This is a genomic window from Edaphocola flava (assembly GCF_004118155.1).
In the GTDB taxonomy this organism is placed as follows: Bacteria; Bacteroidota; Bacteroidia; order Chitinophagales; family Chitinophagaceae; genus Edaphocola; species Edaphocola flava.
The window spans coordinates 782,672-798,799 of the sequence record NZ_SAIQ01000001.1; the positions used below are offsets into that span (position 1 = coordinate 782,672).

The window sequence follows — 16,128 nt, forward strand, 5'->3', positions numbered from 1 at the left end:
AAGGGTTCGCAATGCGAACCCTTTTTTATATCGATTCTAATTTAGAATTATCTTAACTGACTATCCGCATATAGTAAACTATTTTATTCGTCCTTTTGTCCGGCAACAAAAGGACCAAAAGTGCCTTTGTTTTCATCAAGGCGATTGCGAGGCACCGCCATTTTGTACCGTTGCGTGCACTGATCGTCTGAGCTTAACGTGTGATGCGTTCGCTGCTCAACGATCGCAGCTCCACTCCAAAATGGCTATCGCTGTGATGAAAACAAGTAAGCGATCCGTACGGTACGGATCGCTTAGAAAGGCCTTATAAATCCAGCGTTGATTTTTTGGCGGTACCTTTTGCATCAAGGCAAAAGGTAGCAATAGATATAAATAGAATGCATAAAATATAATACTAGACTTTGTTCCCTTTAAGCGGATACCAGTTTATCTTATTTACCACATTTATTGTATTCATCCATAATGCGCAGGAATACTTCATTGTTTTCTGCTCCTTTGAATACATTGTATTTATAACCGTCTTTTTTGTCTTTGATTTTCTCAGATACTTCCGGACAGTCTTTCAGGTATTCGCTCATTTTTTTTGCAAACGGAGTGAAGGTAATGTCAATAATCTCATGAGCATTTTTAAACTCCGGCAACATTACATAATAGCCTGTGCTTAAGGTATAAGGCTTGCTTGCTGCAAAGTCTTTAGGTGTTACTTCCAGTTTGCGCAGGAAGAACATTTTGAATTTATCATCATCACTGTTGTTCAGGCGCTCCATGAAGATGCGGGTATTGCCGATAGAGATATCGTCTTCCTTCATGCGTATAGGATAGAAGGTTTTATTCTTTACCGTAAAGAATTTTACATCCTTACTGCCCAGTTGTTTCGGCTCCATTTCATTTGCAGGCGTAAACCATACAAATTTCAGATCTGTCATGCTTGTACTCACTATAAACTTCACAGTACCTTCCTGTGTGGTACCATCCTCAAACGTTACACTGCCATTACCATCGATGATGTAATTAGCACCTTCATATCTGCCCAGATCATCTTCCTTTCCGGCAAATTTGTTCAGCTTATCCATAAATTTTCCCTGTGCCTGTACAGTGTGTACAGCACCCAGGATGCAAGAAAAGAGCATTGCGCCCAGTAAAATTTTTTTCATGATTATTTGTTTATCTTTAGCGGCAAAAATATATAAAAAATGTTCAATAAGTACCCTGTCCTTGTTTTTATCCTGTTATTGCTGCCTGGCTTATCCAAAGCCCAGCAAATCACTTTTGATAAAAAATCCGGCAACTTCCAGGCTGATGGGAAAGTGATTGCCAACCTCTCTTCGGAGAAAGTAAAAAGCATCGGCAAAAGCTACTATGTAAAAGATGCTGCCGGTACAAAGACACTGCTCTCTTATGAGCTGCACAGCTTTGAAGACACCTTCGGCAGTGCCACCGTTTACTATTACAGCATTGAGGCTCCTGAGCCGGGCTATAAAGCTTACCGACCGAACTTCACCAGTATGAATACATTCAAAGAAGTGGGTGAACTGGTCGTGGCCGAAAATCTGTTGCAGGCCGATGGTTCGCTGAACAGCGAAAAGGTAAAGGCTTATTTTGAAGAAAACAGTTCAAAGAATATAGACTACCCTTCCCGTCATGCATTCATTAATGACTCTCTGATGAAGCTGGTGAATATACCGTCTACACCTGCAGAACGGGATATGCGTAAACCGCCTGTCGCCAATGAATATGGTAAGATAGGACAGGATAATGTAGTCATCGGTTTCTGGGAGCTGGTAGAGGGCGTGAATGATGATTTCAATCACAGTAAAAACTACAAATTTATTATCCGTAACCTGAATGGTGGTATCGTATGTGTATCCTGGATCAGGCTGTCAGGCTCGCATACGTATGCATTCAAAAACGGAATGCGTACCCGTGAAAGCTGGCAGGGACTTGACCTGGTGAATAATAACCCGATCAGCAGCCCTGGTGGTCAGCAGGGATATGCGGCGGCACTGGCACAGAACTTAATCAGAATGGGTTTGCTTTAAACAAACCCATTTATTTTAACTGAGTATCCGCTTTTAGAAAAAAAGCTCTACATTATTTCTTTGATTTCATTTTGTATTTATGGCTACCTTTTGCCTTGATGCAAAAGGTACCGCCAAAAAATCAAGGCTGTATAAATCCCTGGCTAAAAATCAAGGTGTCGGTCGGTCGCAAACCAGACTCACTTCGCTCAGACAGTGGTTTCCGACTTTATCGACCGAGCCAATGATTTTATTAACGCCGGATTTATAAGGCCATTTGAACGATCTGTACTTGTACGGATCGCTTATTGTTTTCATCACAGCGATAGCCATTTTGGTTGGAGATGCGATCGTTGAGCACCGAAAGCATCACACGTTAAGCTCAGACGATCAATGCACGCAACGGTACAAAATGGCGGTGCACCGCAATCGCCTTGATGAAAACAAAGGCACTTTTGGTCCTTTTGTTGCCGGACAAAAGGACGAAGAAAATAGGTTACTACATGCGGATTTCAGTTTATTTTATTTAAGGTGTTTCCAGCAAGGCATATATGGCAAAGGAAGCCAGCCAGTGCTCTCCTCCGTAACCGCCATTGAATATCTGCGGCAGCGTGGCATTGAGAAAGGCATCTGATGCGGTTTTAAAGCGTACTTTGTAAGGATTACGATCACTCAACTGACTGCTGATTGAGCGCATACACCATGCCCTGCTGAACGAGAGTCCGTCAAGATGTACGGTCTGGTAATCGCTGCGATCACTCACTACCGGCATGGCACATAAACGATCTATACTGCGTGTCTTATAGTATTGTTCAAACCAGGTATTAAATGCTTTTTTATCCAGCACTCTCTTCATCAGATCGGCGGCCATCAGGCTGGGTGAAAAAAAGTCGCTGCCATCAGGCTCCAGATAGGCAGGCATATCACTGTTACCAAAATAAAACTCTTTCGCTTTAGTACTGATCTGGTGCAGGAATGCGGTATCGCCCTGCTGTTTAGCCCAATCATAGGCAAAGGCTAAACCAAAGGCTGTATTGGGATGCACACCGGTCCTGTTCGGATAGGTCTGCTTAGGCAGGTATGCTTTCCAGAGGCTGATGATCTTTTGGGTAAGGGGCTGCATGGACTGATGCCATTTCTGAAACACCGGATCCTTACCGCTGGCCAATGCTTCATCCAGCTTCAGCAACCAGGCCCAGCCATAGGTACGTTCATAGGTGTTGGAGGCGGTATACTTACCGAAATAACTGGCTTCCCGCTCCATTTTATCTCGTTGAAAACTGTTATCCAATACGGCAATGATGCTGTCCCGATTGGGTAGCTGTGGATATTCCTGTAATAATCGTACCAGCATCCAGTGCCCATGTACACTACTGTGCCAGTCCAGGCAACCGTAAAATACGGGATGCAGTTCGCTTGGCAGCAGTCGCGCATCTGCAACGCTATCGGACAGATGGCTTGTCTTATTCGGAAATTCGGATGGGATACAATGCAGGGGCATTCTGCTAAGCTTCAGTGCGATCTCCTGGTTCAGCTTTGTCTGCGCAGACAGGTTGCATGCAGCACAAAACAGGCCAAGCAATACGATAACTTTTTTCATAAACACTAATATAGTTATTCTACTTCAATTGCCATCCTTTCCGGATCAGGAACTCTTTACAGGAAGGACAGAAGCCGGTTTCTTCATCGGTTGGATTACCACCTTCTGCATCGCGCATATAACATGTGGGCACAGGGCAATGCGGTAAGCCTTGTGTATGACCTAATTCATGTATCGCAATTTTAAAAAACTGGTCTTTCACTTTATCCTTATTTACCCGGAATGTAGATGCGACACAGGCATTGCCCGGCCGGAAACCCAGACCCATTAAACCCCAGTCTGCGACATCTCCTTTCGTTGCACTGATGTCTTTATGCGTAAGGGCAATCCAAACGGTATCGGCACCGCTTTTATGTCTGAGCATATGAATAATGGAATCGGCCCGATAGCGGTTGCGCGGTTGGTAATATGCTTGGGCAGGCATTGGTAAAGGCTTGCATAAATATGTTTTGGTATTGATCTGCCTTATCTGTTGCAGCATTGCACGGGAAAGCTCAGGAGAAAAATCGCCCAGAGGCTGAATCATAATAGTCTTGCCGGATGACTGCTTTGTATCTGAGCTACAGGATACAGCACTGCAAAACAGCAAAACCAACAGAAGAAATAAAATGGATTTTAAGAAGTAATGCATAGTAAACCGTATGAATTCAAATATACGCAAAAACAAGCTGGGATAAGCGCCTGTCTGGTTTCATATAAAAAAGTAATCGCTTAAAAAAGGGGGGAATAACACCTAAAGCAAAGGGGAGAAACACCCTGGGCTCGCGGGTATTTTTCACGGTATTTTTTCAAGCAATCATTTTTAATATTATCATATCTCCGCTCAAACAATTATACGTAAAGGCTTGACGCCTGCGCACGTCATATAATCCTTTTTTTACGTTCTTTGCAGCTGCTGATACTATTGACTATAGGGTGTACCTTAGCGCTGCAATTATTCACCCATATAAACACATAGAGTTATGACAAAAATGCCGATTTCGGAAGTTCCTGAAGTACAGATCAACATTGAAGCGTACAGAGATAACGTAATTTTCACCGACCTGGGTGGCAGACCTATCGAACGCCCACAGGGAGAACTGCATTCTATTGAATCTTTTCAGACTTTATTTGATGATTTTTGTAAGCTGCCTGCATTAAATCCAGACCAGGATTGGTATGTAGGTGTTTACCCTTGCATTAAAACAGATAAAGACGGTATCCAAAGACTCTCTTTCTATTTTATTCCTACTATCGGAGAGAAAGGTCTGACTAACCCTCCGGGCACAAGAATCAGTACTTCGAAGTTAACGGACTACTTACAGGCAGTAAACGGCGGTGTAACACCTGCTCAATTAGGAGACATTCAAAACAACGTATTTGACATCGGCAATCTGTGGCCATAAAACACTATGATCCTCTATCTTAATATCATCTTCGAACTGATCTGTCTTTGTTTTGCTGTTTTTACCCTTCCAAAAGTAAAAGCACCATGGACATTATTTATACTGTACCTGTTATTTGTAGTGGGCATTGAAAGCTATGGCCTGTACGCCGCAGAAAACCACATCAGCAGTAAAATGGTTTATAACATTTATGTCCTTACCAATTTCTATTTTGTTCAGGCGATATTATATAAGATCTGTAACCTGAACAGTACGGGAAAGATACCTGCATGGATCTTTTCCGTATTGTTTCTTTTGTTTTACGGAGGAGAATTAATGTATAATGGTCCGGAACAATTTACGCTGACCAGCATGATTCTTTCCAATATTCTCATTACTATACAAAGTCTGTACTATTTTTACAGCCTGATGACGCAGGATGATTTTGTACAACTGAAAAGTCATGCTCCCTTCTGGCTGGTAGCCGGGCTGCTGATACATGCATTCGGCAGTACTGCTTCCTTCCTGTTTTACGAGTACCTTGTTGCTATTAATAAAGAACTAAAGATTCCTGTACGGCAAGTCATCATTCTTTTTCTTAATTTTATCTTGTACGGCTCCTGGAGCTATGCCTTTGTATGCAAGTATCAGCAACGGATATCATCTTAATTGTAGGACTCATTACCACAATGACACTCATTGTCGTCATTTTTTTGCTTGCTTATGTTGCGGTCTATAATAAACGGAAGAGAAAGCATGTGGAAGAAAAGGACAATATGAAACAGGCATTTTCGGAACAGTTGCTCCAGGCCCAGCTCGAAATACAGGAGCAGACCTCCCGGAACATCAGTGAGGAGATACATGATAATGTGGGACAGGTATTGAGCCTATCCAGCATACAACTGAATATGCTGATTCAGCATCCTGAAAAAGCAAAAATTGAACTTGCCGAAATCAAAGAAAACATTGATCTTGCACTGGAAGATCTCAGGGGCATAGCCCGTAATCTTAACGGTGGTTACCTGCAGCAGATCAGCATCAATGAGTTTCTGCAAAAACAACGGCGACAGCTGAATAAAGGAGGTCAGCATCTTTGCGAAATGTACACTTCCGGTACTGAAAAAAATATACCGGTACAACATAAAATTATCCTATTCCGTATTTTGCAGGAGTGCCTGCAGAATATCATTAAACATGCACAGGCTACAGAGATTATCCTGCGTACTGCATACACTGAAGATCAGGGATTGAAAGTGACAGTACAGGATAATGGTATTGGCTTTAATGTTTCAGACCAACAGAACAGAGGGCTGGGTATTGGCAACATGGAGCGCCGAATGCATTTACTGCAGGGCGAGTTTGCAATAGAAAGTAATGCCGGACAAGGCACAACCATACACCTCAACATCCCTTCTTATGACTAGTAAATATATTAATGTTGCCATTATTGATGACCATGCCTTATTTAGAAAAGGGCTTAAAATGCTCATCAACAGCATCGACAACTTCGAGGTGATTATGGAAGCCGATAACGGCCAGTCCTTCATCGAGGCATTGCCCTCAGACAAGTTGCCGGATATAGCCTTGCTGGATATCCGTATGCCGGGGCTGGATGGTTACGAAACGGCCTCCTGGCTGAGTCACCATTACCCTCAGATCGCCATCCTGGCCCTGAGCACTATGGATGATGAGGCGGCGATTATTAAAATGATTCAGAGAGGAGCCAAAGGTTATTTACTGAAAAATGCAGATACCGATGAGCTGCAGAAAGCTATTGTAGCTGTACTGGAGCAAGGGTATTTTTACAATAATCATATCACCCATAAAGTGATCAGTACTATAGGTGGAGTGATCAATGGCAGTTCTCCGATTGCTACAATCATTAACCTGAACGAACGGGAAAAGGAATTCCTGAAACTGGCCTGCTCTGAAATGAGCTATGCAGAAATCGCCAAAGCGATGTTCCTGAGCCCGCGCACTATAGATGGATACCGGGAGAGCCTGTTTGAGAAATTCCAGGTTAAATCCAGGGTGGGACTGGTCTTATATGCCATTAAACATGGCATTGTTGTACTGGACTAATCCTGCTGAAATGAATATAAAAATTGTGGCCCTCTTATACAGAGGGCCACAATTTTTATATTATCAATATTCAAACTTATCTGAATAATCTATCTCAGTAAAGTCACCGTTCCTTGTTTTTTAAATGGCTTACCTTCTGCCGTACGGGCATCGATCTGGTACACATATACTCCGGCGCCCTGCGGCTTGCCTTGCCAGGTCCCATCCCATCCATGCTCTATATCGGTGGTAGAGAATATTTCTTCTCCCCAACGGTTAAATATCTTAAAGACATTCAATGCGGCAATACCTCTTTTCACCACTTTAAAACTACCATTACCTGGAACAAAGGCATTAGGCATATCAATCGCTGTGTTCATCACCAGTATATCTACAGAGTCAGAAACGGTACAACCGTTTTCGGTAGTGGCTACCACAAAATAACGTGTATTTACTTCGGGACTCATCACAGGATTGCTGACATGTGCTGAGTTCAGCCCTGCATCCGGGAACCAGGTAAAGTGTACTGCATTGGTGGCCGGCTCCATAAAATACTGCTCTCCGCTATAGATATTGACTACATCAGGAATACTCAGCACTGCAGCCGGGTGTACGGTGATCTGTACCTGCTGTGTATCGGTACAGCCTTTATCACTTGTACCGATTAAGGTATAGGTACCACTGGTTACCGGTGTAATCAGCGGAGTGGCACTGCTTGTATTATCTACGTACAGAGCGGGCGACCAGCTATACTGCTGTGCTCCTGTGGCCTGTAATTGTACAGAGTTGCCGGGGCATATTGCGGCTTCATTGAGGTTCAGATTAAGGAAGTCACCGGGATTGACAATCACATGTACGGTATGCTCCATCCAGCAAGTGAGATTAGGATCCGGTGCCGATACTCTCAGGGTGTAATTGCGGGACTGATCTGCAATGAACCATACATTAGGGGCAGTAGTACTATTCAGGCCCGTAGATGGGGTCCAGGAATAGCTGAAATTAGGATTAATGGGATTGGTACTCGTTTCTAAACGAACGGTATCATACTGACATACAATCAGGCTGTCCGGTGCCAGAATCTTGCCTGGTGACGGCATAACATTTACCGTAATCGTCGAGACACTGTCGCATCCGTTTATATTCTGGAAGGTGCTGTCGAAAGTACCTGCGGTATGTACAAACTGCCCGAAAATATTAATAGAGTCTCCCTCACAGATATAGGCAATATCGTTAGTGGCTGTAGTGCTTAAGGTAATCGCAAACTGACCCGTTACCTGCACACAACCATTCAAGGTCATAGTACAGGTATAGGTGCCCGTAGCTGCTAGCGGTGCATTGGTAACCGTTGCGGTCTGCCCTGTAGCGGTAAAGCCATTAGGCCCGGTCCACTGGTAATTGGTGTATACTGCATTGGGTGCAGTACTTGCCGGAGCAGTAAGGGTAAAGTCGCCTCCCACACAAGCCTGGCCTGAAAAATTGATTACCTGATTCACGGGGGTAATGGTAATATCGTCCATGATCATACCCAGCGTGGATGGATTATTTACATTGGCCAGATCTAAAGTTACCGTAGCCGTGGTTGGGGTAAACTGGTAATTCTGGCACTGCAGGTTGAAAACCGTATTGGAAGAAGATACATTCTGGTTTAAGAAAACCGCAGTACCATTATATACTTTTGCATTAATCGTGCAAGGAATAGGCGGCAGGCTAAAGCCCGCACCTCCTGCGGTTCTTCGCGTACATTTAAAGGAAAGGTTGTAGGTTTCTCCCGGTGTTACAGGGATATTTATCTGGCGAAAATTAGAACCGTTATCGATCTCTGCGGTAAGATTGGTTGTGGTACCACCATATACATTTTCTGCCATCACCTCGGCGGTAGTAGCCGGGGCAAAAAATGTCCAGCCGGTATTGCCGGCAGTAAAGGTTCCGTTGGTTACGAGATTTTGTGCCCGGGCTTTCCCTAAGCTTAAAATACCGGTAAATAAGAAAAATAATCCGAGACGATAATTCAGATTTTTCATATAAAATGAGATAAAATTGTTTTCAGATGCTAGCACAAAATAGAGCTGTGTTTTGTGGAAATGAAACTTTTGACAGACATTTTTGCGCTCCTTGCTATCTATAAAAGACAGGCTGAAAGCAGATTTAGTTTGTATTAAAAAAATATTCAGATAAGTATTTGAAGATTGATGCAGTACAAATTGACTATAATTATATGTATATAAGTTACCGATTCGTTAATCATAAAATGTTTATCAATTACATGTCTGTAATCCTGTAATGAAGCTAAAAACACTCAAAATTGGTGATATGCTAGAGTTGAAGCATAAAATATAGGGATGGGTAAGATTTACATTGAGAGCGAACAATCATCAATAATAATATTTGCCTTGCCAGTATCCTGCCTGTAACATACCTGTTTAATGAAGAGAAGAGACTACCAGCCTTCAGGTCAAGTGGACTTCTCTTCAAAGCCTGAACAGTATACGTGAGGATTCAGAACCTGAAACACAGCGTTAAAATATGGGCAGATGAATAGACATTCACCTGCCCATATTTATACTATGCGATCAAAAGTCTGTTGTCAATAAGATTAGTCTTTAATCACCTTTACATATTCAATGATACCATCTGCATGTTTTACCTGAAGCGTATACATACCAGAGGCCAAGGCACCGAAGCCGTTTAACTCGTATTCTTTGACACCTTTAATTGCCTCAATGTGCATACTCATATGCTGTTTGCCAATGGCGTCCAGAACACTGATCTGTACCTTACCGGATTGCGACTCATTCAGCTTAACATATAGGGTATTGTGCTCTGTACCATAAGGATTGGGATACACCTCAATATTATTATTGCTATGGTCGCAGGTATTGGCCAGACGTGTTGTCTTGCTGTAATAAATACCACCATCTTCTACCTGAGCGATACGGATGTAGTTATCTTTATAAGGTAAGTCTATTAACTGCTCATAGGAGGCAAGCCTGAGATTCTGGCCTTTGACAGTGGCTACAGTATTATATGTTTTACCATTTTCGCCCAGCTCTATCCTATACTTCATATTTCCTCCTGCTTCATCCTGTGCGGTCCACCGTACAACAGCGGTATTGCACGCCTGCTGCGCTGCTTCGAACCAGGTGATTGACAATGGCAGTGGCAGAATCTCTGAATTCTGGATTGTGCTTGTTGACACCGTATCACAAAGACATTGACTCTGACCAACCGGTTGTGACGGATTGTTAGCAAAACGCAAGAGTACATTTTTACTGACACAAGCTGCACAATTGGCCTGCATAGTGTCATAATAATCAATACTTATCGACTGCCCAGCAGCCAGACCTCCTGTATAGTTCAGGGAAGCATATTGTTTATCTCCTGCATTAATAGAACCGGAGTTGTCCATATCCATAAATACTTCCATAATAACTGATGTACCAGAAGCCACATCGGCAGTACCACTGTTCGTCAGCATACCGGACATTTTAAGTTTACTGTGCGGATTGCAGTTTGTACCCTGTGGTGTACAACCGGTATTAAAGCGAATGGTATCAATATCTGCGCTCAGTGAAGGCCGCAGGGTAATCAATGGGGTACTGGTATCTGCTCCGTTTATGGTAGAAATAACACACATCATATTGTCCCGGGCACACCAGAGATTCCCTCCGATATAGGTATTAATGGTCGCTACCCGCTCAGAATCAATGGTACAGTGGTTAACTCCTGCAGATTCTGTATACTGCATATAAAACACTATACTATCGCCCGCAGGTATACCAGCTGCATATTGCCAGCCAATGGTCTGCTTGCCGGTGCCATCTGTACTGACGGCAGGGTTAGTAGCCGGGGCATTATGAGAACCTGTGGTGGCTGATGAATAGCTCACAAAGTTATATGCTGCCGGCAATTTGACTTTAACAGAATCACCGGACAAAGTCGCGCCACCACTAATAGGAAGTACAATACGCATAACACCGTTACTGCCTGATCCGCAGTCGCTGATCTGGGTTACGCTCATCTTCGGATTGGTCAGATAGCTGAGGCTGGGCGCTCCTACAATGTTCAATGGTGGCGGGTCTGTATTAAACAGGCTGGTGACCGGACCACAGGCTACATTACCGGCAACACGACTATGAATCATTGAACCTGAAGTATAGCCACAACTGGTCGTAATGGCGACCCGAAGTTTCATCTTATTGGCCGGTGTCATACTGATCTTTCTCAGGGTATCTGTGGCGGGCATCGTCCAGCTGTATACCCCTGCGCTGAGTACGGGATCTGTTGTATTGACAAAAGCACCATTTCCATATTGCAGCTGTGTACGGCCCGGAATCATGCTCATGCCATTGGGCAGCTCAAAAGATACCTTAACGGCATTTGCATCCTGTGTCTGGCTGTTGACTATATAGAACTGTACGGTATCGTCATTACAGATATCCTTGGTTGTTGTAAACAGACTATCACTCATCTGCAGTTCTCCGGCAAAGGTATTCAGGGTATATGTCGATTTATTGGCGTTAGCCTTACAGTTATAATTGGCCCAGCTGGTCGGATATCCCATACATGGTGTACGGTCGGCATAAATATCCAGGTTCAGACTTCCTGCACACTGAACAATATGGGTATAGATATCGTAATCTTTGGTAGTGCCATTGGCCCCCAGATTGCCTAACTGAAAGATGTAACTGCCCGGGGCACTCATCGGCACTATGTCTCCGGTACTCTTAATCTTTACGCTATCTACAATAATACCTGATGTATTGGGAATGTACATCCAGTTGTTATCTATGGTGCCGAATGCCTGTGAATTATTAACCGTGTAGCGAACCGGAATGATCGCTTTATTACTGGTTACATTGGCCGTGCTGCCAGCATATAATACAGGCTGACAATTATTAACTCCGGGCCAGAATAATGTTGTGCCTGTGCCGGTAACAGTATTCGCATTCAGATTAAGGGTATCCAGCATAGGACGCATATGCTCAAAATTCCAGACTACCGGGAAGGTTGTGGATGGCTGTGTATGGTCTCTTGTGCAGGTCGTGGATGGATTGGTATACTTTGTAGTCACATCGACATTAAACGCAGAATACAAATTAATCTGCCTGTAGTTAAATCCGTAGTTAGCGGGTATCTGTTTCAGATCAACAATCAATGTATCATTGACAAACGTATACGCAGATGCGGGCAATAATTGGTTATTGATGGAACTAACGCACTGAGGGCTTCCTTTGATAATACGCACCCAAGTGAGGCGCACTGCGGTTGGTGTGAAATTAGAAGAAGCCGGTATATTTATTTTGAGCAAAGTTGGTGCATAAACATTCCTGCTCTCATAAGGAAACCAGTTTGTACCACAGGAAGATGCCTGAATCTGGCTGCTAAGAATATATCGCACGGCTACAGAATCTGAGCACGTGGCAGGACCTGCCAAACGAGTTGTACTAAAGCTTCTGTTCATATCTATTGTATGAAAGTCGCAGACTACAGAATCACACTTCAGCAATTGTGTTGTTGTAGGATTTACTGTCTGTGAAATACCCGGTATATGCTGGAAGCTCCAGACCATATCTCCCCATCCGAAGTGTGGTTTATAATAAATTACATTCTGGGTAAGTTCTACGGTATCTCCATCCATATAGGTAAGCAGGCCGGGAATATTTAGTCCTCCAGTGCCCTGCAAGGAGATATTGGTCCGGAAAGTCCTGCCGGTACTTACGGGCGTAGAGGTTCCTGTACCGGAATACGTACCTACTCCTGGCCGCCTGATCACTACCTGCGGTGCCTCTTTGGTCAGAAATGCATTACAGGCATTGGCGGAATTAGTATCTGAGTAATTAATAGAGCTGTTCACAAACAGGGATGGTATCCCCGCCACGTTAGTGGTGTGTACTACTAATTTGTACTTCAACTGTAATGTATCACCCCAGGTAATGCGGTTTATGGCCACCTGGTTCAGATCAATATTACCTGAAGCATCTGGTAGTCCATCCTGATTATTGTCCGGGGCGTCGAAAGTCGTACGCTGATGACCATAATTCAAAATAGACACCCCATCTGTACAGGCACTTGCACACTGGCTGTTCCATATCCAGGTTGCGGGGAATGTAGTTGCTCCCGATTCTATGGCAGGCTCAGTATTGGTTGTATCAATATCATAGATACGGGTCATGCGTACACGACGCTGGGCCAGGCCCGGACACTGGTTTACAAAGCCGATACTCAGCTGCCAGGCTCCGCGACGGTAACAGTTATACACATCTTTGGTACGAAAGTCCGGAACCGGGCAATTACTGCGTTTAAAATATATGGTGATTGTACTATCAATTGCTGTGTTATCCAAAACCATATCAGCATACCAGGGGTTATTACTCCAGGTACTCAGGCGACCGAATGTCCGGTTCAGCTTTCCATCCCATTTTACGCCACCATTGGTATAAATCCTGATCGCGAATGAGCTTTTATCTGTGTAGAACGGAAGGTCCATAACATCCATACGCAATAAGGTACGTATGGTATCATTTTCAAAATAGGCACATTTACGGCCATCGGTATTTGTACTATCGATAAAAACACCTGGTGCATGGAACTCTGCCAGCAAATGGCCGCTCCCGCTTGTAGGGTTAAATTCTGAGCGCTGCACTGTATCCAGTCCATTATAGATTTTTTGGGGAAAGGCCATTGCACAGCCCGTAAAGGTCCCTGACGGACAGCCTTGCCAGCTAATACGGTTGTCAGAAGCGCCACTCAATGCAGGACCGTAAATACCGCGCATACAGCCGCCACAAAAGCTTTCGGAGAAGCAATGGTCAAATTCTGAGGAGGACACACGGGTGAGCGGTCCTGCCGTCCTTACCTCAAAGGTAACGACCACACTATCGCCAGGAGCCAGATCGCCCAGACTCAGCATGGCATTATTCCATTTATTTGAATTGGGAAAAGTCGTTAATGATTGCGCATAATCAGCTGGTGTACCGGTATTCCAGGCCCATGGTATACCGGTTAGGCGGCTCATCGGAGGACGATATAGGGTGCCCCCGTTTTTGGTTACCCAGATTGTTGCTGTATCGATATACTTCAGTCCGTAAACTGAGGGAATTATTGTCGTATTCACAGCGGTCACCTGCGAGTTATTCTTCACTAATTCCATATACTTATTGACACGGGTATATATCTGTCCAGGTGTATCAGGATCGCCTAATGCATATAAAGTGCGGGTTAGTGCCGGTTGTAAGGGGCTACTGGCATTAATACTGGTAACTGTATTTGCGGTATTACTGCTTGGATTGCTGCAATTAGATCCATAGCATCCCCAGGTAGCCGTGAGTGTCCCGTTGATCGGGCTGGTGCTTCCTACCGCCATAACAGTATCATGCAAAACCAGGCATTCATTCTGATCCAGTTTGCCATCACCATTACCAATGGTTGCAAAATCGGCTGCAGTCAGTACTGTTCTGGCATTGTTTGTGCCCAGACCAGTGGCAATACCATTGCTAAATCCCTTGACTATAAGACTACTGTTGCTATACACGTCGGAAAACACTAGGCTATCCAATGCTCCGAAACCACCATTGCAAATTGTAATGTCACGAACAAAAGGTGTAAGGCAGTTCGCACTGATGGTACCGGTCTGCGCTGGTGTAATGGAAACTGAAGGGAACAGCATTCCATAGTTGGCCGTAACAAATGGTGCAGTATACAGGCTACCCCAACTGGCGGTATAAGTATTTTTAATATTGGCTGCTATTGTTGATACAGCGCAGGAAGCCCGTACCTGGAAAGTAATATCTACAAATCCGCTGGCCGGTATCGAAGCCAGGTTAAAGGTTACAATATTAGCGGATACGGTGGTCCCGAAAGTAACGCCTGTACCTGATACAGAGCCCGATACATAATTGACACCTGGAGGCAGGGAGTCCCGTACGACTACTCCGGTAATGGGTGCGGCCGTAACATTACTCACCCGGAGTACAAAAGTACCTGGTGTCATCGCACAGGTGGTCAGATCCGGTAATTGCACCGAACTAATATTTAGGCTGGTGCTTTGCTGAGCTAAACCGAAAGTGCCCCGTACGAAGCATGTGAGCAGCAAAAACAAGAATTTAAGATAGTCGAGCTTTTTCATTTTTTTAATTTTGATATACAATAAGTCAGTGTATGGCAATAGTTTATACTGAATAATTGCAAAATTATTTTAAATAAAAGCCAGCTCATAAGCCTGAGCACTAGATTAAGTACTGTTTTTATGGCGATCTCAATTATTTAATACGTGTCAAATAAGTTGAATTTCAGGCAGAAATAAAGCATAAAAAAATACAACAAATACTAAATCAATATGTTATCTAAACATATTAGCTACTCGAGTGAAAATAGCACCCCATACTTTTGTTTGGTATTGCCGATATTGGCATATCGCGGGGTTGGGCCATAAAACATAGAATGTCAGAGACTTGGCATGACCTTATGCCAAAATCATTCAGCCTGCCCTGAAATAAGGATATTATTCTTTGGATCCAGTCTCCGGCTTTCAATTCCGATGCAGGATAAAAATAAATCTACTCTTCTCTATAATTTATACAGACTTGTTTTCGTTATTTATTTAACACAATTGTGAATAATTAATTAGAGTCAGAAGGCCTATTGGTTCTAATTTCTTTTTTTAACCTTTAAAGTTAATTTGATTATGAAAAAATTCTTTTTTGCAATTACTTTAAGTTTGTTTGCAGCCTTTACTGCAGATGCAGCGGTTACCCCGGTTGGTAGCGGAACAATACCATGTGCATATACCGCTTCTGTAAGACATTATACGTATAACCCTACTACAGGTGTTACCACATATTATGGCCCATACTATTATTTTAATTCTCTAACAGATGCGTTTACGTATATATTAGAACAATACCCACCTGTGCCTTACGAAAGGAATAGTGGTGCTAATATAGCGTGTTATACAGAAGGTCCGGTAATAGGTCCTCCTGGTCCCTAAATGATGCGTAAGTATATATTCCATTATATGATTAAGCCTACCCATTTTGGGTAGGCTTAATCTATTTACAGCATTTATTTGTGCTTATTATTTTGCTCT

The 16,128-nt window shown here is 43.5% G+C and carries 11 protein-coding genes; 6 read left to right on the top strand and 5 right to left on the bottom strand.

Annotation, left to right across the window (positions count from 1 at the left end):
• Positions 1 to 431: 431 nt before the first annotated feature.
• A complete protein-coding gene (locus EMP01_RS03375; protein ID WP_129020071.1) occupies positions 432 to 1,154 on the bottom strand; it encodes a hypothetical protein in 723 nt (240 codons plus the stop codon).
• 39 nt (positions 1,155 to 1,193) lie between these two features.
• Here EMP01_RS03375 and EMP01_RS03380 point away from each other — a divergent pair, with 39 nt between their 5' ends.
• A complete protein-coding gene (locus EMP01_RS03380; RefSeq protein ID WP_129020072.1) occupies positions 1,194 to 2,039 on the top strand; it encodes a hypothetical protein in 846 nt (281 codons plus the stop codon).
• Positions 2,040 to 2,544: 505 nt separating this feature from the next.
• Here EMP01_RS03380 and EMP01_RS03385 read toward each other — a convergent pair.
• Both EMP01_RS03385 and EMP01_RS03390 read right to left on the bottom strand, forming a co-directional pair.
• A complete protein-coding gene (locus EMP01_RS03385) occupies positions 2,545 to 3,618 on the bottom strand; it encodes a DUF2891 domain-containing protein (protein WP_129020073.1) in 1,074 nt (357 codons plus the stop codon).
• Between the two features lie 19 nt (positions 3,619 to 3,637).
• Positions 3,638 to 4,144: a hypothetical protein gene (locus EMP01_RS03390; protein ID WP_202615983.1), complete on the bottom strand. Its 507-nt coding sequence runs from the start codon at positions 4,142 to 4,144 to the stop codon at positions 3,638 to 3,640.
• Between the two features lie 436 nt (positions 4,145 to 4,580).
• Here EMP01_RS03390 and EMP01_RS03395 point away from each other — a divergent pair, with 436 nt between their 5' ends.
• The 4 genes from EMP01_RS03395 to EMP01_RS03410 all read left to right on the top strand — a co-directional run bounded on the left by EMP01_RS03395 (position 4,581) and on the right by EMP01_RS03410 (position 7,064).
• On the top strand, positions 4,581 to 5,003 hold the full coding sequence (locus tag EMP01_RS03395) for a hypothetical protein (protein ID WP_129020075.1): 423 nt from the start codon (positions 4,581 to 4,583) through the stop codon (positions 5,001 to 5,003).
• Between the two features lie 6 nt (positions 5,004 to 5,009).
• Entirely contained in the window at positions 5,010 to 5,651 is a 642-nt protein-coding gene (locus tag EMP01_RS03400; protein WP_129020076.1) for a hypothetical protein, read from the top strand.
• A gap of 107 nt (positions 5,652 to 5,758) precedes the next feature.
• Entirely contained in the window at positions 5,759 to 6,406 is a 648-nt protein-coding gene (locus EMP01_RS03405; protein ID WP_161971205.1) for a sensor histidine kinase, read from the top strand.
• Positions 6,399 to 7,064, top strand: a complete 666-nt coding sequence (locus EMP01_RS03410; RefSeq protein ID WP_129020078.1) for a response regulator transcription factor — start codon at positions 6,399 to 6,401, stop codon at positions 7,062 to 7,064. The genes EMP01_RS03405 and EMP01_RS03410 overlap by 8 nt, the downstream gene beginning before the upstream one ends.
• A gap of 89 nt (positions 7,065 to 7,153) precedes the next feature.
• On the opposite strand, the gene EMP01_RS03415 is transcribed toward EMP01_RS03410, so the two are convergent.
• Together EMP01_RS03415 and EMP01_RS03420 are read right to left on the bottom strand one after the other, a co-directional pair.
• The gene (locus EMP01_RS03415) at positions 7,154 to 9,064 is read right to left on the bottom strand and encodes a T9SS type B sorting domain-containing protein (protein ID WP_129020079.1); all 1,911 of its coding nucleotides are present in this window, start codon (positions 9,062 to 9,064) and stop codon (positions 7,154 to 7,156) included.
• A gap of 572 nt (positions 9,065 to 9,636) precedes the next feature.
• Positions 9,637 to 15,168 (bottom strand): T9SS type A sorting domain-containing protein, encoded by a 5,532-nt coding sequence (locus EMP01_RS03420; RefSeq protein WP_129020080.1) that lies wholly within the window; start codon positions 15,166 to 15,168, stop codon positions 9,637 to 9,639.
• 558 nt (positions 15,169 to 15,726) lie between these two features.
• On the opposite strand from EMP01_RS03420, the gene EMP01_RS03425 reads away from it, so the two are divergent.
• Positions 15,727 to 16,029 carry a hypothetical protein gene (locus EMP01_RS03425; RefSeq protein WP_129020081.1) on the top strand — a complete coding sequence of 101 codons (303 nt, stop codon included), beginning with the start codon at positions 15,727 to 15,729 and terminating at the stop codon, positions 16,027 to 16,029.
• The last annotated feature ends 99 nt before the right edge of the window (positions 16,030 to 16,128 follow it).

What these genes read in the sequence shown, in the direction of transcription:
- EMP01_RS03400 (WP_129020076.1), top strand. Translation starts at nt 5,010, where the DNA reads ATGATCCTCTATCTTAATATCATCTTCGAACTGATCTGTCTTTGTTTT.
- EMP01_RS03420 (WP_129020080.1), bottom strand. Translation starts at nt 15,168, where the DNA reads ATGAAAAAGCTCGACTATCTTAAATTCTTGTTTTTGCTGCTCACATGC.
- EMP01_RS03385 (WP_129020073.1), bottom strand. Translation starts at nt 3,618, where the DNA reads ATGAAAAAAGTTATCGTATTGCTTGGCCTGTTTTGTGCTGCATGCAAC.
- EMP01_RS03395 (WP_129020075.1), top strand. Translation starts at nt 4,581, where the DNA reads ATGACAAAAATGCCGATTTCGGAAGTTCCTGAAGTACAGATCAACATT.
- EMP01_RS03425 (WP_129020081.1), top strand. Translation starts at nt 15,727, where the DNA reads ATGAAAAAATTCTTTTTTGCAATTACTTTAAGTTTGTTTGCAGCCTTT.
- EMP01_RS03405 (WP_161971205.1), top strand. Translation starts at nt 5,759, where the DNA reads ATGAAACAGGCATTTTCGGAACAGTTGCTCCAGGCCCAGCTCGAAATA.
- EMP01_RS03380 (WP_129020072.1), top strand. Translation starts at nt 1,194, where the DNA reads ATGTTCAATAAGTACCCTGTCCTTGTTTTTATCCTGTTATTGCTGCCT.
- EMP01_RS03390 (WP_202615983.1), bottom strand. Translation starts at nt 4,144, where the DNA reads ATGATTCAGCCTCTGGGCGATTTTTCTCCTGAGCTTTCCCGTGCAATG.
- EMP01_RS03415 (WP_129020079.1), bottom strand. Translation starts at nt 9,064, where the DNA reads ATGAAAAATCTGAATTATCGTCTCGGATTATTTTTCTTATTTACCGGT.
- EMP01_RS03410 (WP_129020078.1), top strand. Translation starts at nt 6,399, where the DNA reads ATGACTAGTAAATATATTAATGTTGCCATTATTGATGACCATGCCTTA.
- EMP01_RS03375 (WP_129020071.1), bottom strand. Translation starts at nt 1,154, where the DNA reads ATGAAAAAAATTTTACTGGGCGCAATGCTCTTTTCTTGCATCCTGGGT.